Below are 19113 nucleotides of genomic sequence, written 5' to 3'. Positions count from 1 at the left end.
GCGGGGCAAGCCCGCTCCTACCGAGGTTCAGTGCAGCCGCACCCACACACTCACCAGCACCGTGGCCGCCGCCAGCCAGGCTACCGCCGCCAAGGCTAACGACAGCTCCAGGCGCATACGGTCGACCAGCACATACAGTGCTGCCAGGTAAACGAAGTAGGGGATGATCGACCACATGCCGAAGAGAATCGTGGTTTTCAGATCGTCCAGTGAACGGCCCTTGCCAACGATATAGTGGGCAATCAGCGCAAAGGTCGGAAACAGCGGGACCAGCCCGGCGATGTAGTAATTGCGAGTTTTTGCCAGGGCGGCCAGGATCACCACCACGGCTGCGCCCAGGCAGGCTTTGAGTATCAGGTCCACAGGTTTTCTCGATGCATCGGCCGGTCAGCCCAGGCCATATTTTTTGACTTTGTCGAACAGGGTGGTCTTGGCCATGCCCAGTTCCTGGCTGGCCTGGCTGAGGTTGCCGCCGGTACGTTGCAGGGCATCGCTGAGCAGGTTGCGCTCAAATGCTTCAACCGCTTCGGAAAACCCCAGACCCTGGCTGGCGCTGGCGCCTGCTTTCTTGAACGCAGGCAAGCCCAAGGCGAAACGCTCGGCAACGTTGCGCAGTTCCCGTACGTTGCCCGGCCAGTCATGAGCCATCAGGCGCGACAGCGTCTGACTGTCGAGTTGCGGGATCTCGCGATCAAAACGCAATGATGACAACTGCAGGAAGTGTTCGAACAGTTGCAGGATATCTTCACGGCGTTCGCGTAGCGGTGGTAGCTCCAGCGTCACCACGTTGAGGCGGTAATACAAGTCACTGCGAAACTGGCCGCTCTGGCCCAAGGCGTCGAGGTCGGACTTGGTGGCAGCGATCACCCGGCAATCGACTGGAATGCTCTGGTTCGAACCCAGGCGTTCAAGGGTCCGTTCCTGCAGCACGCGCAGCAGTTTGATTTGCAGGTTGATTGGCATGCTTTCGACTTCGTCGAGGAACAACGTGCCGCCGTTGGCATGCTCGATCTTGCCGATGCGTCGCTTTCCAGCACCAGTAAAGGCGTTGGCCTCGTGGCCGAAAATCTCGCTTTCGAACAAGTTCTCTGGCAGGCCGCCGCAGTTGAGGGCTACGAAGGGCTGGCCCTGACGGCGGCTGAAATCGTGCAGGCAGCGAGCAACCAGCTCTTTACCGGTGCCGGTTTCGCCTTCGATCAGAACGTTGGCCGAAGTGTCGGCGACGTTGGCGATCAGGTCACGCAGGTTTTGCATGGCCGGCGAGCGGCCAATGATGCGACCCTCCAGGGTGCTTTGCTCGGCCAGCTGGCGGCGCAGGGCAAAGACCTCGCGCGAAAGCCCGCGTTGCTCCAGGGCTCGGCGCACAACTTCGACCAAACGTTCCGGGGCGAAGGGCTTTTCCATGAAGTCGTAGGCGCCATTGCGCATCGCGCCAACGGCCATGTCGATGTCGCCGTGACCTGTGATCAGCACCACGGGCAGGCTGTTGTCACGGGCCTTGAGGCGGCTCAGCAGTTCCAGACCATCGATGCCGGGCAGGCGAATGTCGCTGACCACAATCCCGGCGAAATCATCACCGATGCGCTGCAGGGCTTCTTCGGCGCTGCCGACACCTTCGCAGGCAATGTCTTCCAGCGCCAGAGCCTGCTGGCAGCCGAGCAACACATGCGGGTCGTCTTCGACGATCAGGACAGTAAGGGGCGCTTGGTTCATAGGCACTCGGCAGATTCTCTAGGGGCATTGACCAGCGGCAGAGTGAGGACGAACGCCGTGCCGCCGCTGGCGGGGTGTTCGACATTCAGGCTGCCCTTGGCTGCAGCGGCGAGGCTGGCTGACAGGGTCAGGCCCAGACCCAGGCCGTGCTCTCCCGGCTTGGTGGTGAAGAAAGGTTCGAACAGGTGCTTGCGTGCTTCGTCATCGATGCCGTGGCCGTTGTCACGCACTCGCAAGCGGTATTTATCGCCTTGCAGTTCGCCTTCGAGCCAGAGTTCGGGCAGCGGCTGTGCTGCCATGGCGTCGAGGGCGTTGCCGATCAGGTTGACCAGGATCTGCTCCAGACGGGTTTGATCGATTGCCAGTTGTTGATCATCGAACTGGTGGTTCAGCTTCAGGTGACAGCTGGCGATGCGCGTCCCCAGTACTTGCAGGCTGGCCTCGACCGCCTTGCTCAACGAGGCCTGGCCGCTGTCTTCACCACGTCGGGCAAACGAACGCAGGCTGGCGGTGATACGCCCCATGCGGTCGATCAGGTCGTTCATGGTGAGCAGGTTGGCAGTGGCAGTTTCAAGAGCGCCACGTTCAAGAAAGCGTACGGTATTGCCCGACAGTGTACGCAACGCGGCCAATGGTTGGTTCAACTCATGGGCAATGCTGGTCGACATCTGACCGATGGCCGCAAGTTTTCCGGCCTGAACCAGCTCGTCCTGAGCTTGACGCAGGGTCTGCTCGGCTTGTCGGCGCTCACGGATCTGGCCTTTGAGACGGTCATTGCTGGCGCGCAAGTCTGCGGTGCGCTCGGTGATCTTGCGCTCCAACTGGCTGTTGGCTTCTTCCAGGGCTTCACGGGCGGCCAGGCGTGTAGCGATGACTTTGCGTCGTTCGTTCCAGGCAATTAGCACAATTGCCAGTAACGCGAAGGCAAACGCGACCAGTACGCCCTGGATGATCGACTCACGGCGCAGGTCCTGCAGCGGCGTCAACAGGGTGAAATGCCAGGGCGTGTCGCTCAGACGGCGGGTCTGGGCCAGGTAAGCAACCTCAAGGCGGCCATCGCCGAGTTCCGCATTGGCCGGAAAACTCAGCTTTTCGACGCCATCGGCGATTTTTTCCCGCGACAAGGGTTGCAGCTCATTGAGCGGCCACCAGTAGTACTGCAGGCTGCGGGCCAGGCGCTCTTTGATTTCCGGGGTTAGCGGGCGTACCGACTTGAGCCGCCGGGCCGGATCGCTGGAGAGAATGATGATGCCGTTTTCGTCACTGACGAAGGCTTCCAGACGCGCCCGCTGCCAGCGTTCTTCCATGTTTTCCAGGCGTACTTTGATCACCGCTACACCAATGATCTTGCCGTGTTCTTCCAGGCCGTGGGCCAAGTAGTAACCAGGCTCGCCAGTGGTGCTGCCGATGCCATAGAAGCGCCCAGGTTGGCCGCGCACGGCGTGCTGGAAATAGGCACGGAATGATAGGTCTTCGCCGAGGAAGCTGTCGACGTCGCGCCAATTGCTGGTGGCCTGGACGCGGCCGGTGGTGTCGAGCACGAAGATCGCCCGGCTGCGGCTGCGCCGGTTCAGGCCTTCGAGGTATTCGTTGACCGTTTGGCGATGTTCGCCATCGGGTTCGGTCAGCAAGCTGGACACGCTGTTTTCCAGCTCCAGCAGGCTGGGCAGGTAGGTGTACTTACTGATTTCGCTTTCAACGCCGCGTGCGTGCAGCTCAAGCTGACGTTCACCAGACTCGCTCAAGGTGCGAATGCCGTTGTGCTCGCTGATCATGAAAGCAGCCACACCCAGGCCGATCATTAACAGAATGATCAAAGGGGGAATCAGCAACTGGCGAATCAAACGGGGTTTCACGGCAAGAGCAGGCTTGGCTGGGCGAAAGAGCGTGGGATCGCATTTCATCACAGTGGCCTTTGTACGACCAGCACCCAATGCCCGGCGGACGCCGGACAGTGGCTGCTGATCATCACCTCAGTGTTGCAGGATTTTGCTGAGGAAGTGCTGGGTACGCTCGTGGCGTGCGCTTGGGTCGCCGAAGAACTCTTCCTTCTGGCAGTCTTCAATGATTTTGCCCTGATCCATGAAAATGACCCGGTTGGCAACCTTGCGGGCAAAGCCCATTTCGTGGGTTACACACATCATGGTCATGCCTTCGTGGGCCAGCTCCACCATCACGTCCAGTACTTCATTGACCATTTCCGGGTCCAGCGCCGAGGTCGGTTCGTCGAACAGCATGACGATTGGGTCCATCGACAGGGCACGGGCAATCGCCACACGTTGCTGCTGGCCACCGGAGAGTTGCCCCGGGTGCTTTTTGGCGTGAGCGCTGAGGCCTACGCGGTCGAGCAGGGCCAGGCCCTTTTTGGTCGCTTCCGCTTCGCTGCGGCCCAGCACTTTACGCTGAGCGATGGTCAGGTTTTCGGTAATGCTCAGGTGTGGGAACAGTTCAAAATGCTGGAACACCATGCCCACCCGCGAACGCAGCTTGGGCAGGTTGGTCTTGGGGTCGGCAATCGAGGTGCCGTCAACGACAATGTCACCCTTCTGAAAAGGTTCCAGGGCGTTGACGCACTTGATCAGGGTCGATTTGCCCGAGCCGGACGGGCCGCAGACCACAACCACTTCACCTTTCTTGACCTCGGTGTTGCAGTCGGTCAGAACCTGGAAGTCGCCGTACCACTTGTTGACGTTCTTGATGGAAATCATACGGTTATCCTTTTCTGCAGACGCTTGACCAGCCAGGAAGCGGAGAAGCTGACGAGGAAGTACACGACGCCGGCGAAAATCAGGAACTCGTTGGAGCGTCCGATGATGTCGCCGCTGGCGCGTGCGGAGTTGAGGAAGTCCACCAGGCCGACGGTGTAGACCAGCGAGGTGTCCTGGAACAGGATGATGCTCTGCTGCAGCAGCAGCGGGGTCATCTTGCGAAACGCCTGCGGCAGGATGATCAGGCGCATGGTTTGCCCGTAGGTCATGCCCAGCGCTTGTGCTGCACCCATCTGGCCTTTGGAAATCGACTGCACGCCAGCGCGGACGATTTCGCAGAAGTACGCTGCCTCAAACATCATGAACGCCACGACGCAGGAGGTGAAGGCACCGACCGGGGTATCTTCGCCGGTGATCCAGCGCAGGATGAACGGCACTGCCAGGTAGAACCAAGTGATCACCAACAGCAGCGGGATGGAGCGGAAGTAGTTGACGTAAACGCCGGCGAAGTTCGACAGCAGCTTGCTCGACGACAGGCGCATCAGTGCCAGGATGGTGCCCAGCACAATACCGCCGACAACCCCCATGACCATCAATTGCAGGGTCATCAGCATGCCGTTCCACAGGCTCGGCAGGGCGGGAATGATTCCACTGAAGTCCATTATTTGCCCCCCACGGAGATCAGGCCGGGTACCGCAACTTTCTTCTCGACCATGCGCATCAGCAGCATCAGGCCCATGTTCAGGGTGAAGTAGATCAGGGTCGCCAGGGTGAAGGCTTCAAACAGGTTGGCCGAGAACTCGGCGGTCTGTTTGGTTTGAGCCAGCAGTTCCATCAGGCCGATCAGCGAGGCCACCGAAGAGTTCTTGAACACGTTCAGGAATTCCGAGGTCAGTGGCGGAATGATGATCCGGTAGGCTTGCGGCAGCAGTACGTTCCAGTAGATCTGCGGCAGGCTGAAACCCATGGCGCGGGCGGCCGATTCCTGGCCACGCGGCAGTGCCTGGATACCGGTACGCACTTGTTCGCAGACCCGTGCGGCAGTGAACAGGCCCAGGCAGATGACCACGCTGATCAGTGCTGAGGTGGTTGGGTTGAGGTCTTGCTTGAACCATTCCTGCAGGCCTTCAGGCAGCAGGTCGGGTACCAGGAAGTACCAGATGAACAGCTGCACCAGCAGCGGTACGTTACGAAACAGTTCCACATAAGCTGTGGCGATACCCGATACCAGGCGGTTCGGCACCGTACGCATGACGCCGAGCACCGAGCCCAGCAGCAATGCAATGATCCAGGCCGCAATGGCAATGGCGATGGTCCAGCCCAGGCCGGTGATGTACCAGTCAAGGTAGATCTCGTTGCCGATGCCGGTGGACTTGAAGAAAACGCCCCAGTCCCAGTTGTAATTCATCGGGATTTCCCCTCAGATCAGTTGTTTCACGGGCACCTTCGAGCATCCGAGGGCGCACAACGCCCTCGGATGAAAGGTTAGACACTAACTAGCTGGGGATCAGGACTTCTTTTCGTCTGCAGCTTTGTCGGTAGGAGTGGCGATCAGCGCCTTGAGCTCGTCGCTCATTGGGAAGTTCAGGTTCAGACCCTTTGGCGGTACAGGTTGCATGAACCACTTGTCGTAGATCTTGTTGATCTCGCCCGACTTGTAGAGGTCGACGATGGCCTTGTCGACAGCGGCCTTGAACGCTGGGTCGTCCTTGCGGACCATGCAGCCGTAAATTTCGTAGGACTGTGGCGTACCGACAATTGCCCAGCCTTTTGGATCCTTGGCCTTGGCCATTTCACCCGCCAGCAGCGCGTCGTCCATCATGAAGGCCACGGCGCGGCCAGACTCGAGCATCTGGAACGACTCACCGTGGTCTTTGGCGGAGATGACGTTCATCTTCATCTGTTTGTCGGCGTTCATCGCCTTGAGGATACGCTCGGACGTGGTGCCTGCGGTGGTCACTACGTTCTTGCCTGCCAGGTCAGCGAAGTCCTTGTACTTGGCGTTTTCAGGCTTGCCGTCTTGGGCTTTGGTCAACAGACGGGTACCGACTTCGAAGATACCGACCGAGAAGGCCACTTGCTGCTGGCGCTCGACGTTGTTGGTGGTCGAACCACACTCAACGTCAACGGTACCGTTTTGTACCAGCGGGATACGGGTCTGGGAGGTGACCAGATTGTATTTGACGTTCAGGTCTGGCTTGTTCAGATCCTTTTTCAGGGCCTCGACGATTGCCAGTTGGATGTCATGGGAGTAACCGACGGGTTTACCCGAAGCGTCGGCGATGTAAGAGAACGGGATAGAAGCGTCGCGGTGCCCCAGGGTAATGGTGCCCGAGTCGTTGATTTTCTTCAGGGTGCCGGTCAGCTCTGCGGCGACAACTGGCGAACTGATCAAAGCGGCCGCGATGGCTGCGCCCAACAGGTGGGGAACGATACGCATCAAAATTTCCTCGACGTTGTTTTTTTTATGGAGCCGTTGGCGGGCTCTTTCGTTCAGCGAACACTGCAGTGAAGCGGTTTGCGCATTCGGGTACTGAGTGTAGAGCATGACTCATGCCAAGCCCTGACATTGATCATAAAGCCTTGAAAAATCGGGCGATTAAACTTTTCTGACGCTTGAGTAACAGCGGGATTCGTCCGGATGGCCGAATGCGAGGAAGTGTAGTATTCGGAAATCCGAATGCCGCCTGTAGGAATAGGCTTGCTGTGGGAGCGGGCTTGCCCCGCGATGCGGTGTGTCTGATAAACCGCATCGCGGGGCAAGCCCGCTCCTACCGAGAGTGGTGTCAGGCCGCCCGGTTCAGTTCCAGGCGCTGCAGGTAGTCACGCAGGGCCTGTTGCTCGACTGCGGTAGTGAACAAGCCGAGCTTGCTGCGACGCCAAAGAATGTCGTCAGCGCTAAAGGCCCACTCTTCGCTGCACAGGTAATCCACCTCGCGGGTGAACAACCCGCCGCCGATGGCGTCACCCAGATCTGCCGGGCCTTGTACGCCTTCAAGCAAGCGCCAGACGCGGCTACCGTAGGTGAGGGCCCAGCGCTTGGCGATCTCTGCAGGCAGCCAGTCGCATTTGGCCAGAATGGCATCCGTCAGTGCTTGCGGCGTGGTCATGTTTTCGCCCCCCGGCAGTGGTGCATTGGCAGTCCAGCTGTTGCGCATCTGGGTGAAGAAGGGGGCGAGTTCAGACATGGCCGACTCAGCCAGTTTGCGGTAAGTGGTCAGCTTGCCACCGAACACCGACAGCAAGGGTGCTTCACCGCTATTGGCCGACAGTGCCAGGGTGTAATCACGGGTGACTGCTGAAGGGTTATCCGATTCGTCGTTACACAGCGGGCGTACGCCTGCATAGGTGTGCAGGATATCGGCGCGGCTGAGCTGATGGTTGAAATGCGCATTGACCACGTTGAGCAGGTAATCGGTTTCGGCCTCAGTGATCGCTACCTTGGCCGGGTCGCCGGTGTACTCACGGTCAGTGGTGCCGATCAGGGTGAAGCGCTCCAGGTACGGAATGGCGAAGACAATGCGCTGGTCTTCGTTCTGCAGGATGTAGGCGTGCTCGCCGTCATACAGTTTCGGCACGATCAGGTGGCTGCCTTGAATCAGGCGAATGCCGTAGGGCGCGTCGAGTTTGAGGTCATCCTCAATGAATTTGGCTACCCATGGGCCGGCGGCGTTGACCAGGGCGCGGGCGCGGATCGACTGCTGGCTGCCGTCAGTATATTCCAGCAGCACATCCCAGACACCATCGACCCGTTGTGCACGTACACAACGGGTACGGGTACGGATATCCGCGCCGTTCTCGCGGGCGGCCATGGCATTGAGCACCACCAGGCGCGCGTCATCAACAGCGCAATCGGCGTATTCGAAACCGCGGGTAATGCTGGCCTTGAGCGGGTTGCCTGGGCCGAAGCGCAAGCTGCGCGAGGCGCCGAGCTTTTCGCGTTTGCCCAGATGATCGTAAAGGAACAGGCCGGCGCGGATCATCCAGGCCGGGCGCAGGTGAGGGCGATGTGGCAAAACGAAACGCATCGGCTTGACGATGTGCGGGGCCTTGGCCAAAAGCACTTCACGCTCGGCCAGTGCCTCGCGCACCAGGCGGAACTCGTAGTGTTCCAGGTAGCGCAGGCCGCCGTGAATCAGCTTGCTGCTGGCTGAAGAAGTGTGGCTGGCCAGGTCGTCTTTTTCGCAGAGGAACACCGACAGGCCACGCCCAGCCGCGTCGGCAGCGATGCCCACGCCATTGATACCACCGCCGATGATGGCGAGGTCATAGAGATCGGCAAGGGGGGGCGATGACAAGCTGGATTGCGGCACGGGCGGCTTCCTCAACTACTTTCTAATATCGAATTTGAACATCAATGTTCATTTTCGAAAATATTAGCGCAACAGAATGCTGCCTGCCAGTCGCTTTCCATAGAAAATACTGATCAGATGATAATTAAATGAAAAATAATGAACATTTTCGCTGCCACCCTTGCGGTGGCAGCTGAATGCGCCTCAGACCACTTCGAGGCGAATCTTGTACTGACTGAGTAATTGGCTGAGGGCGGGTACGGGTGCCTGGTCGGTCACCAGGCAATCGATCAGGCTGATCGAGCCCAGGCGCACCATGGCGTTGCGCCCGAACTTGCTGGAGTCGGCGGCGAGGATCACCTGGCGCGCATTGGCGATGATCGCCTGGGAGACTCGCACTTCCTGATAATCGAAATCGAGCAGGCTGCCGTCTTCGTCGATGCCGCTGATACCGACCAGGGCAAAGTCGACCTTGAACTGGTTGATGAAATCGACGCTGGCCTGGCCAACCACACCACCATCACGACGCACATTGCCACCGGCCAACAGCACTTCGAAGTCATCCTTGGCGCTGAGGATCGAGGCCACGTGCAAGTTGTTGGTGATGATCTTCAAGTGGTTGTGGTTGAGCAGAGCGCGGGCGATGGATTCGGTGGTGGTGCCGATATTGATGAACAGCGAGGCGTGATCGGGAATCTGCGCGGCGATGGCTTCGGCGATGCGCTGTTTTTCGTCGCGCATCTGATCGGCGCGCATGGCATACGCGGTGTTCTCGATGCTGGAGTCGTAGGCGGCGCCACCGTGATAGCGGCGCAGCAGATTCACTTCGGCCAGCTGGTTGATGTCGCGGCGAATGGTTTGCGGGGTGACAACAAATAACTGCGCCATTTCATCGATACTGACGTAGCCGCGTTCACGGACCAGTTCGAGGATTTGTTGTTGGCGAGGGGGCAGGTTCATGGGCGGTCCTTTGGGGCTGCCGGGCAAATTGCGCCATGATGCCGGAGGAATTGCCTGACAGCCAGCCGAGTGAAGCGATCGCGGGGCAAGCCCGCTCCCACAGGGGTGCTGTAATCCTGGTGGGAGCGGGCTTGCCCCGCGAAAATCTTACTCTTCGTGCGGCTCCCAATCGCGGGTGCGATCAACCGCCTTCAACCAACCAGCATAGAGCGTCTCTTTCTGGGCTTCATCCAACTGCGGGCTGAACTCGCGCTCGATGATTGCCTTGCCGCGCAGTTCATCCAGACCGCTCCAGAAACCGCACGCCAGGCCCGCCAGGTAAGCTGCGCCCAACGCGGTGGTCTCGCGCATTTGCGGACGTTCTACGCAGGTGCCGAGGATGTCGGCCTGGAACTGCATGAGGAAGTTGTTAGCGACCGCGCCACCGTCAACGCGCAGTTCGCTCAGGCGCTGGCCGCAATCCTGCTGCATGGCATCGAGCACGTCGCGGGTCTGATAGGCAATGGATTCCAGCGCCGCGCGGATGATGTGATCGACCTTGACCCCACGGGTCAGGCCAAACAACGCACCACGGGCGTACGGGTCCCAGTAGGGGGCGCCGAGGCCAGTGAATGCCGGTACCAGGTACACGCCGTTGCTGTCTTTTACCTTGGTTGCGAAATACTCGGTGTCGTGGGCGTCATTGACGATTTTCAGTTCGTCACGCAGCCATTGCACGGTAGAACCACCGTTGAATACCGCGCCTTCCAGCGCATAAGCGACTTCGCCGCGTGGGCCACAGGCGATAGTGGTAAGCAGGCCGTGAGAAGATTTGACGGCCTTGTCACCGGTGTTCATCAGCAAGAAGCAGCCAGTGCCATAGGTGTTTTTGGCCTGGCCGGGCTCCACGCACATCTGGCCGAACAGCGCCGCTTGCTGATCGCCAGCGATACCGGCGATGGCGATACCGCTTTTGGTGTGACCATACACTTCTGACGAGCTGCGAACTTGCGGCAGCATCTGCCGTGGAATGTTCAGCACCTCAAGCATCTTCTCATCCCACTCTAGGGTGTGGATGTTGAAGAGCATGGTGCGTGATGCGTTGGTGTAGTCGGTGACATGCACCTTGCCGCCGGAGAATTTCCAGATCAGCCAGCTGTCGACCGTGCCAAACAGCAGGTCGCCACGTTCGGCGCGCTCGCGAGCACCTTCGACGTTGTCGAGAATCCACTTGAGCTTGGTGCCGGAGAAGTAGGGGTCGGTGACCAGGCCGGTGGTTTCGCGGATGTAGTCCTGGAGGCCATCGCGCTTGAGCTGCTCGCAGATCTCGGTGCTGCGACGGCACTGCCAGACGATGGCGTTGTACACCGGGCGGCCGGTTTCTTTGTCCCAGACTACTGTGGTTTCACGTTGGTTGGTGATGCCAATGGCTGCCACCTGGTCGTGGCTCAGGCCGGCCTGTGCCAGGGCTTCTACCATGGTCGCGCTTTGGGTTGCGAAGATTTCCATGGGGTCGTGCTCGACCCAGCCGGCTTGTGGGTAATGCTGTGCGAATTCGCGCTGCGAGGTGCCTACCACGTTGGCATCGCGGTCGAAAATGATAGCCCGTGAACTGGTCGTGCCCTGGTCCAGGGCAATGATGTAGTTCTTGTTCTGGGTGTCTGTCATGTCGTTGGCCTTGCACTCAATTGGGTAGTTATCAGGGCAGGGCGAGCTTGGCTCGCCGAACGGGCGTCAGGACGCCTGGGTCTTGCCCTGAGGATTGGCATCGGTCTGGGTGTGCTCGCTCTCGGCAACCGGCAGGTTGCGGGCAATCACACCGCGGTACAGGGCGGCACCAAGGCTCGCCCCTATGATCGGCGCAAAAATGGGAATCAGGAAATACGGAATGTCACGGCCGCCGGTAAAAGCGATTTCACCCCAGCCGGCGAGGAAGGCCATCAACTTGGGCCCCAGGTCACGCGCCGGGTTCATGGCAAAGCCAGTCAGCGGGCCCATGGCGCTGCCAATCACGGCGATCAGCAGGCCGATCAGCAGCGGGGCCATGGCGCCGCGAGGCAAGCCGTTGTTGTCGTCGGTCAGGGCCATGATTACTGCCATCAGCACAGCGGTGATGATCACCTCTACCAGGAATGCCTGACCCGTGGACAGGGCAGGGTGCGGGTAGGTGGAAAATACCGAGGCCAGCTCAAGGCTGGCCTGGCTGCCGCGAATCATCTCGTGTGCTTGTTCGTAATCGAAGAACAGGTTGCTGTACAGCGTGTAGACCAGCGCGGCGCCGCAGAATGCCCCGGCGATCTGGGCCACGATGTAGAACGGTAGTTTGTGCTTCTCGAATCCGGCGAATAACCACAGGGCAATACTGACGGCCGGATTCAGATGCGCGCCGGAAACTCCGGCGGTCAGGTAGATCGCCATGCTCACGCCGACGCCCCAGATAATGCTGATTTCCCACAAGCCGAAGCTGGCGCCCGCGACTTTGAGCGCGGCTACGCAGCCGGTGCCGAAGAATATCAACAGGGCGGTGCCGAGAAATTCGGCCATGCATTGGCTGGACAGGGTTGGCTGTCGTAGAGCTGTCGTCATTCGTTACCTCGGTTTTTGTTGTTGTGAGGCGCAGTGAGCGCTCGACAAAAGCCCGACAGAAATCCCCATTTCGGTCGGGCGGGCTGCAAAAATGCACCTTAATAGAGCATCTGCGTATTCAGATTCGAAAAAATATAGACAAGAAACGCTTATGTCAAAGGTCGAAAGTGAACGGAGGTCCACATTCTGACTATTGGCCGGGGCTATGGTAATCCATAGACGCAAACGGTTGCGTGTAATGCGGAGCCGGGCATCGGTGGTTGGGCTAATGGATTTGGCCTACAGTAGCGAACGAAAAAGTACCGATACCCTCGCATGGAGTCCTGCATGACCCCCGCCCTGGATTTGCTGAAGAAAGTTCGCGCTGAACATCGCATCCACAGTTATGAACACGACCCCAAGGCGGCGTCGTACGGGCTAGAAGCGGCTGAAAAGCTCGATCTTGAGCCGGTGCGGGTGTTCAAGACACTGCTCGCCAGCAGCGAGAAGGGTGAGTTGCTGGTCGCAGTGGTACCGGTAATCGGTAGTCTGGATCTGAAGGGTCTCGCCCACGCGGCCGGCGTGAAGAAGTGCGAAATGGCGGACCCGGCCGCAGCGCAACGCTCAACCGGTTACCTGCTGGGTGGCATCAGTCCGCTGGGGCAAAAGAAGCGTTTGCGCACCTTTATCGACCAGTCTGCTCAAAATTTTGAAACCATTTTTGTGAGCGCTGGCCGTCGAGGCCTGGAAGTGGAACTGGCAGCAGCGGTGCTGGCTGAACACACCCAGGCCACATTTGCCCCGATTGCCCGCGACTGACATCTGTATGCTCAAAATCCTGCGACTCTGTCTCTATTAGCCGAGGCTCTGTAACGGGCATGCTCACGGTCCAAAAACAGAGAGAGTCGCCGCATGCAGCTGGAATTTCATCAGGTCGATGCGTTTAGTGAACGTCCCTTTGCCGGCAACCCGGCCATGGTCTACCGCCTTGATCGCTGGCTCAGTGAAGAGCTGATGCAGCAGATCGCCGCTGAACACAATCTGGCGGAAACAGCTTTCGTGGTGCCCGACGGTGAGCAGTGGCAAATCCGCTGGTTCACCCCCACCACGGAAGTGCCCTTGTGTGGCCACGCGACCCTGGCCAGTGCTCATGTGCTGTTTGAGGTTTACAACGTGCCAGGTGAGCGCTTGGCGTTCCAGAGCAAGTCCGGCCCCTTGAGCGTCAGTCGTGAAGACGGGCGCTTATTGCTGGATTTCCCCCGTATTGACCCGCAGCCGCTACGCGAGCAGCTGCCTGTAGCGCAAGCGTTGGGCTGCCCGGTGGTGGAAGTGTTGCAGACCAAGGAATTGCTGGTGGTGCTGGAGTCGGAGCAAGCAGTGCGCGATTGCGTGCCGAACATGGCGGAAGTGGCGCAATTGCCCGGCCTGGGCGTGATTGTCACTGCACGAGGCGAAACGCACGACTTTGTCTCACGCTACTTTGCACCGGGGATTGGCATTCCAGAGGATCCGGTGACCGGATCAACCCACTGCTGCCTGATTCCCTATTGGGCTGGGCGTCTGGATAAAACAGAACTCCGTGCTTTCCAGTGTTCGAGTCGGGGTGGCGAGCTGTTCTGTCGCCTGGAAGGGGAGCGGGTGAAGATCGGCGGTTATGCCCGGCGGGTGGCGAGCGGTACGCTGCACCTGTAAACAATCGCGGGGCAAGCCCGCTCCCACAAGTGTCTGTGGGAGCGGGCTTGCCCCGCGATCATTGCAATCAAACTGCCGAGCTATATCGGCGAACACCGTTCTCCGGCACTGGCAATTGCGCTGCAACACTGCCTGGCACCGCAAACAGCACCAGATGATCGGCAGCCACTTCAACCCCAACCTCAGCCCCGACCTGATGGTCGATATGGCTCGGGAAGATCGCTTCGAGCTGGCTACCGGTCGGCAATTGCAAGCGATAGAGCGTCGATGCGCCCAGGAAGCTCTTGCCGGTGATCAGCGCTTTGAGAGCACTGTGCGGTGCATGAATGATGTCATCCGGACGCAACAGCACATCGACCGCGCTGCCAGGGGTAAAGCTATAGGCGCGGTTGCCGCGTAGTTCGCCCAGCTCGGTTTGTACCGACTCCGGGCTGGTCAGCTGGCCGCGAATAAAATAGCCCTGGCCAATAAAGCTGGCAACGAACGGGGTGAGGGGCTCGTGATAGAGGTTGTAGGGGGTGTCCCACTGCTCCAGGCGACCTTCCTTGAAAACGCCCACATGATCACTCACCGCGAAGGCTTCTTCCTGGTCGTGTGTAACCAGAATGGCGCTGGTACCACGGCTCTTGAGGATATCGCGCACCTCATGGCTGAGGCGTCGGCGCAGTTCCACATCGAGGTTGGAGAACGGCTCGTCGAGCAGCAGCAACTGTGGTTCGGGGGCCAGGGCTCGGGCCAGGGCCACGCGTTGTTGCTGGCCGCCGGAGAGTTCGTGCGGGTAGCGTTTGCCGAGCCCGCCAAGCTTCACCAACTCCAGCATTTCGTTCACAACCTGTTGCTGTTGTGGGTGCTTGCCAATTCCGAAAGCGATGTTTTCGGCAACGGTCAAGTGCGGGAACAATGCATAGTCTTGAAACACCATGCCGATCCTGCGCTTCTCCGGGGCAAGGGTGAACCCTGCCTTGGAGATGACTTCGCCCGCCAGTTGAATCTCGCCTTCGTGCACCGGTTCAAAGCCGGCGATGGCACGAAGGGTGGTGGTCTTGCCGCAACCCGAGGAGCCCAACAGGCAGCCGATGTCGCCGGCGTTGAGGTGCAGGTTGAGGTTCTGGACGATGCGTTGCTCGCCATAGCCGCAGGCGAGGTTGCGCAGGTTAAGCAGTAAAGGTTGACTCATGCGTGGTGGTAGGCCGGTTCAACAAGAAATTCGAGAAGCGCCTTCTGTGCATGCAAACGGTTTTCAGCTTGGTCCCAGGCGACCGAGCGTGGGTCGTCGAGCAGGTCCAGGCTGATCTCCTCGCCACGGTGGGCGGGCAGGCAGTGCATGAACAGGGCATCGGGTGCTGCCAGGTCGAGCAGTTCGCGGGTTACCTGGTAAGGCGCGAACAATGCCAGACGCCGTGCAGTTTCCTCCTCCTGGCCCATGGAAGTCCAGACATCGGTGCTCACCAGGTGCGCGCCCTGCACAGCATCCTTGGGTTCGCGGAAGATTTGTACACGGTCACCGGCATTGGCCAGGAACTGCGGGCTGGGCTCATATTCGGCCGGGCAGGCAATGCGCAGTTGGAAGTCGAACTGGATCGCCGCTTCTATATAGCTGTTGCACATGTTGTTGCCATCACCGATCCAGGCCACGGTTTTGCCCTGGATTGAGCCGCGATGCTCAAGGAAGGTTTGCATGTCGGCCAGCAACTGGCACGGGTGCAGGTCGTCCGACAGGCCGTTGATCACCGGGACGCGGGAGTTGGCGGCAAACTCGGTGAGGGTGTTGTGGGCGAAGGTACGGATCATCACCGCATCGAGCATGCGCGACATAACAATCGCGCAGTCACCAATCGGCTCACCGCGGCCCAGCTGAGTGTCGCGCGGGGACAGGAAAATCGCCTGGCCGCCGAGCTGAATCATGCCGGCTTCGAACGACAGCCGGGTACGGGTCGAGGATTTTTCGAAGATCATCCCCAGTACGCGGTTTTTCAGGGGTTCGAACAGTACGCCGCGGTTACGCAGGTCCTTCAGCTCGATGCCTCGACGGATCACACTCAGCAGTTCGTCGGGTGTGAAATCCATCAGGGAGAGAAAGTGCCTAGCGCTCATGTTTGACTACCTTTTTGCAACAGACCGCAGATCAACAATGCCGGTTTTCAGAAACAACGGAAGTGACCTGCGGCGAAAGCCGCACGGGGCGACGAAATAAGGGAAGACGCAATACTATAATTAAATGTCGCGTCATACCAAGTGGGGCGTTCACTGTCTGCGGGGCGGGCAGTGGCGTAACCCATTGGCGGGCTGATTTTTTTGTTTGCTGCACAAGGGTTTTACACTGCCCGCTCGGGGCTTTGCAAACACTGGAGCGAATCGTTGCGCCTGATAGGGCGAGATTCACCGCGTAAAACTCGCTGGCCGTGATGCCCGCGCAGGCCCATAGTCAGTGGGATCAGCAGACACCCGAAAGAGGTGGTCATTAACAAGATTTTGCATCACCGTGCCTGTCATCTGTGCGAAGCCATTTGTGGCTTGACCATCGAAACCACCCAGGCACCAGGTGCGGCGCCACAGATCAGTTCGATCAAGGGCGACCCTCAAGACAGTTTCAGCCGTGGTCACATCTGCCCCAAGGCCGTTGCACTGCAAGATATCCAGAATGATCCTGACCGCTTGCGTGCGCCGCACAAACGGGTCGGCAACCAGTGGCAGGCGATCGGTTGGGACGAAGCCTTCGAACTGGCGGCGCGCAAGCTCTGGGCCATCCAGCAGGCCCATGGGCAGAACGCCGTGGCGGTTTATCAAGGCAATCCCAGCGTGCACAACTACGGGTTGATGACCCACAGCAACTACTTTCTCGGCCTGCTTAAAACTCGTAATCGGTTTTCCGCCACGTCGGTTGACCAACTGCCCCAGCACCTGACCAGCTACCTGATGTATGGCCATGGTTTGCTGTTGCCGATTCCAGACATCGATCACACCGATTTCATGCTGATCCTCGGCGCCAACCCCTTGGCGTCCAATGGCAGCATCATGACCGTGCCCGATGTCGAGAAGCGCCTCAAGGCCATTCAGGCCAGGGGCGGCAAGCTGGTGGTGGTCGATCCGCGGCGTAGCGAAACTGCCGCCATGGCGGACCAGCATGTCTTTGTCCGCCCGGGCGGCGATGCCGCGCTGCTGTGCGGCCTGCTCAACACCTTGTTTGATGAAGGCCTTACGCGTACCTCGGCCTTGCCGGTCGATGGCCTTGACGAGGTACGTACGGCCATTGCGTCGTTCACCGCTGAGGCAATGGCGCCACTGTGTGGCGTGGAGGCATTGGTCATCCGGCAGTTGGCGCGAGACTTCGCGGCCGCCGACAAAGCGGTGTGCTATGGCCGTATGGGCGTTTCTACCCAAGCGTTCGGCACGCTTTGCCACTGGCTGGTGCAAGTGATCAACCTGGTGAGTGGAAACCTTGACCGGGTGGGAGGCGCTTTGTGTACCGAGCCGGCTGTGGACCTGGTCGCAAGCACTTCAGGTGGCCATTTCAATGCGTGGCAAAGCCGGGTATCCGGCTTGCCGGAGTACGGCGGCGAGCTGCCGGTGGCAGCGCTGGCCGAAGAAATGCTCTGTGAGGGGGAAGGGCAGGTGCGTGCACTGGTGACTGTGGCCGGCAACCCGGTTTTGTCGACGCCCAACGGGCGCCAGCTGGAGCGGGCACTGGAAGGGCTGGAGTTCATGCTGAGCATCGACCTCTACATCAATGAAACCACGCGCTATGCAGACCTGATCCTGCCGTCCACTTCGGCGTTGGAGAACGATCACTACGACACCACCTTCAACCTGCTGGCCGTACGCAATGTCAGCCGATTCAATCGAGCGATTCTGCCCAAGCCACAAGGTGCCCTGCATGACTGGGAAATCTTCGTGGGCCTGGCCAAAGCGTTCGCCGCACTGAGCGACAAGCCGTTGAAACCCACCTTGGCGCCCGCGCAGATGATCGATATCGGCTTGCGCCAGGGGCGTTACGGGGCGCAGTCACCATTCAATCTGTCGATAGAGACGCTGGTGCAGCATCCCCACGGCGTTGACTTGGGGCCGTTACAGCCCAATCTGGCCGCGCGTCTGAAGACGGCTAATCAGCGTATCCAGGCAGCACCCGCAGTGATCCTTGATGACTTGCAGCGTTTTGCTGCCCAGCAACCAGTCGGGGATGAGCAACTGCTGCTGATCGGGCGCCGACATGTGCGTAGCAATAATTCCTGGATGCATAACTATCACCGTTTGGTGAAGGGCAAGCCACGGCATCAGTTACTGATGCACCCGGATGATCTTAACGGGCGGCAATTGCAGGATGGCCAGCGGGTCAGGGTCAGTTCGCGGGTTGGCAGCATTGAAGTGGAAGTGCAGGCCTGCAGCGACATGATGCCGGGCGTTGTCAGTCTGCCCCATGGCTTCGGCCATGCCCGGGCGGGTGTGCGCATGGAGATCGCCAGCAATCAGCCGGGTGCCAGTGCCAATGACTTGACCGACGAGCGCTACCGGGATGCCGTGTCGGGCAACGCCGCGCTTAACGGAGTGCCGGTGCACGTGGTTGCCGCCTGATATCGGCAAGGCCGAGCACCGCGCTCGGCTTTCCGATACAATGCGTCACCGTGCCGACAACCAGGTCGGAAAGTTCAGCCGCGAGGTGCTTCATGGATATCATCGAAACAATCAAAGAGCAGATTGCCAACAACACCATTCTGCTTTACATGAAAGGCTCGCCGAATGCCCCGCAGTGCGGTTTTTCGGCCAAGGCGGCGCAAGCCGTAATGGGTTGTGGCGAGAAATTCGCTTACGTGGATATCCTGCAAAATCCGGAAATCCGTGCCAACCTGCCAAAGTATGCCAACTGGCCGACCTTCCCACAGCTGTGGGTTGCTGGTGAGTTGGTTGGCGGTTCTGACATCATGGCTGAAATGTTTGCCAACGGCGAACTGCAGACCCTGATCAAGGACGCTGCAGCCAAGGCTGAGGCTGCCAAAGCCTGACACAGGTTTGTGTCTAGTCCTGAAATAGGTTTACACCTGTTCAGGTAGGCCGATAGGCCTCAAAACGCCCGATGCACAGCATCGGGCGTTTTGTTTTTCAGGGCCATATGGGGCCGTTCTGTGTTGTATATCTGCACTGCCTCGTCAACCATCTGCCTTGCTTGCTCAAGATCTTCAGGGCTGCTCAACAGCAGCTCCATCTTGAGG

General features: G+C 59.3%; 18 protein-coding genes. 4 read left to right on the top strand and 14 right to left on the bottom strand.

Annotated elements, in window-relative coordinates:
• Nucleotides 1-27: 27 nt before the first annotated feature.
• The 11 genes from E1573_RS16275 to E1573_RS16225 form a co-directional block, all read right to left on the bottom strand.
• Nucleotides 28-354, bottom strand: coding sequence for a GlpM family protein (locus tag E1573_RS16275; protein ID WP_165957344.1), 327 nt, complete (start codon nucleotides 352-354; stop codon nucleotides 28-30).
• 33 nt (nucleotides 355-387) lie between these two features.
• Nucleotides 388-1713 (bottom strand): sigma-54 dependent transcriptional regulator, encoded by a 1326-nt coding sequence (locus E1573_RS16270; RefSeq protein ID WP_133215494.1) that lies wholly within the window; start codon nucleotides 1711-1713, stop codon nucleotides 388-390.
• On the bottom strand, nucleotides 1710-3617 hold the full coding sequence (locus E1573_RS16265; protein ID WP_133215492.1) for an ATP-binding protein: 1908 nt from the start codon (nucleotides 3615-3617) through the stop codon (nucleotides 1710-1712). The genes E1573_RS16270 and E1573_RS16265 overlap by 4 nt, the downstream gene beginning before the upstream one ends.
• 69 nt (nucleotides 3618-3686) lie before the next feature.
• Nucleotides 3687-4421 carry an amino acid ABC transporter ATP-binding protein gene (locus E1573_RS16260; protein WP_133215490.1) on the bottom strand — a complete coding sequence of 245 codons (735 nt, stop codon included), beginning with the start codon at nucleotides 4419-4421 and terminating at the stop codon, nucleotides 3687-3689.
• A complete protein-coding gene (locus E1573_RS16255) occupies nucleotides 4418-5086 on the bottom strand; it encodes an amino acid ABC transporter permease (RefSeq protein WP_165957343.1) in 669 nt (222 codons plus the stop codon). Before E1573_RS16255 ends, E1573_RS16260 begins: the two co-directional genes overlap by 4 nt.
• On the bottom strand, nucleotides 5083-5829 hold the full coding sequence (locus E1573_RS16250) for an amino acid ABC transporter permease (protein ID WP_133215486.1): 747 nt from the start codon (nucleotides 5827-5829) through the stop codon (nucleotides 5083-5085). Before E1573_RS16250 ends, E1573_RS16255 begins: the two co-directional genes overlap by 4 nt.
• A gap of 99 nt (nucleotides 5830-5928) precedes the next feature.
• Nucleotides 5929-6861, bottom strand: a complete 933-nt coding sequence (locus E1573_RS16245; protein ID WP_133215484.1) for a glutamate/aspartate ABC transporter substrate-binding protein — start codon at nucleotides 6859-6861, stop codon at nucleotides 5929-5931.
• A 346-nt stretch (nucleotides 6862-7207) separates the two neighbouring features.
• Nucleotides 7208-8734 (bottom strand): glycerol-3-phosphate dehydrogenase, encoded by a 1527-nt coding sequence (gene glpD / locus E1573_RS16240; RefSeq protein ID WP_133215482.1) that lies wholly within the window; start codon nucleotides 8732-8734, stop codon nucleotides 7208-7210.
• A 183-nt stretch (nucleotides 8735-8917) separates the two neighbouring features.
• Nucleotides 8918-9673, bottom strand: coding sequence for a DeoR/GlpR family transcriptional regulator (locus tag E1573_RS16235; protein WP_133215480.1), 756 nt, complete (start codon nucleotides 9671-9673; stop codon nucleotides 8918-8920).
• Nucleotides 9674-9820: 147 nt separating this feature from the next.
• Complete coding sequence (gene glpK, locus E1573_RS16230) at nucleotides 9821-11320, bottom strand: glycerol kinase GlpK (protein ID WP_133215478.1); 1500 nt, start codon at nucleotides 11318-11320, stop codon at nucleotides 9821-9823.
• 66 nt (nucleotides 11321-11386) lie between these two features.
• Complete coding sequence (locus tag E1573_RS16225; protein WP_133215476.1) at nucleotides 11387-12238, bottom strand: MIP/aquaporin family protein; 852 nt, start codon at nucleotides 12236-12238, stop codon at nucleotides 11387-11389.
• A gap of 327 nt (nucleotides 12239-12565) precedes the next feature.
• On the opposite strand from E1573_RS16225, the gene ybaK reads away from it, so the two are divergent.
• Both ybaK and E1573_RS16215 read left to right on the top strand, forming a co-directional pair.
• The gene (ybaK, locus tag E1573_RS16220) at nucleotides 12566-13036 is read left to right on the top strand and encodes a Cys-tRNA(Pro) deacylase (RefSeq protein ID WP_133215474.1); all 471 of its coding nucleotides are present in this window, start codon (nucleotides 12566-12568) and stop codon (nucleotides 13034-13036) included.
• Between the two features lie 93 nt (nucleotides 13037-13129).
• Nucleotides 13130-13909 carry a PhzF family phenazine biosynthesis protein gene (locus E1573_RS16215; protein WP_133215472.1) on the top strand — a complete coding sequence of 260 codons (780 nt, stop codon included), beginning with the start codon at nucleotides 13130-13132 and terminating at the stop codon, nucleotides 13907-13909.
• Nucleotides 13910-13976: 67 nt separating this feature from the next.
• Here E1573_RS16215 and E1573_RS16210 read toward each other — a convergent pair whose 3' ends face one another.
• Together E1573_RS16210 and argF are read right to left on the bottom strand one after the other, a co-directional pair.
• Nucleotides 13977-15086, bottom strand: a complete 1110-nt coding sequence (locus E1573_RS16210; RefSeq protein WP_133215470.1) for an ABC transporter ATP-binding protein — start codon at nucleotides 15084-15086, stop codon at nucleotides 13977-13979.
• The gene (argF, locus tag E1573_RS16205; RefSeq protein WP_133215468.1) at nucleotides 15083-16003 is read right to left on the bottom strand and encodes an ornithine carbamoyltransferase; all 921 of its coding nucleotides are present in this window, start codon (nucleotides 16001-16003) and stop codon (nucleotides 15083-15085) included. The genes E1573_RS16210 and argF overlap by 4 nt, the downstream gene beginning before the upstream one ends.
• Nucleotides 16004-16369: 366 nt before the next feature.
• Between argF and E1573_RS16200 the strand changes: the two genes are divergently transcribed.
• Together E1573_RS16200 and grxD are read left to right on the top strand one after the other, a co-directional pair.
• The gene (locus tag E1573_RS16200) at nucleotides 16370-18478 is read left to right on the top strand and encodes a molybdopterin oxidoreductase family protein (protein WP_133215725.1); all 2109 of its coding nucleotides are present in this window, start codon (nucleotides 16370-16372) and stop codon (nucleotides 18476-18478) included.
• Between the two features lie 92 nt (nucleotides 18479-18570).
• Nucleotides 18571-18906, top strand: a complete 336-nt coding sequence (gene grxD / locus E1573_RS16195) for a Grx4 family monothiol glutaredoxin (protein ID WP_045197731.1) — start codon at nucleotides 18571-18573, stop codon at nucleotides 18904-18906.
• Between the two features lie 59 nt (nucleotides 18907-18965).
• On the opposite strand, the gene E1573_RS16190 is transcribed toward grxD, so the two are convergent.
• Nucleotides 18966-19113 (bottom strand): integrase core domain-containing protein (locus tag E1573_RS16190; RefSeq protein ID WP_165957342.1); only part of this gene is annotated, 148 nt, incomplete at its 5' end.

It is taken from the genome of Pseudomonas sp. H9 (genome assembly GCF_004353925.1).
Taxonomy (GTDB): Bacteria; Pseudomonadota; Gammaproteobacteria; order Pseudomonadales; family Pseudomonadaceae; genus Aquipseudomonas.
Note: the sequence above shows the minus strand (reverse complement) of the source record. Positions and strands in the feature narration are given on the sequence as shown.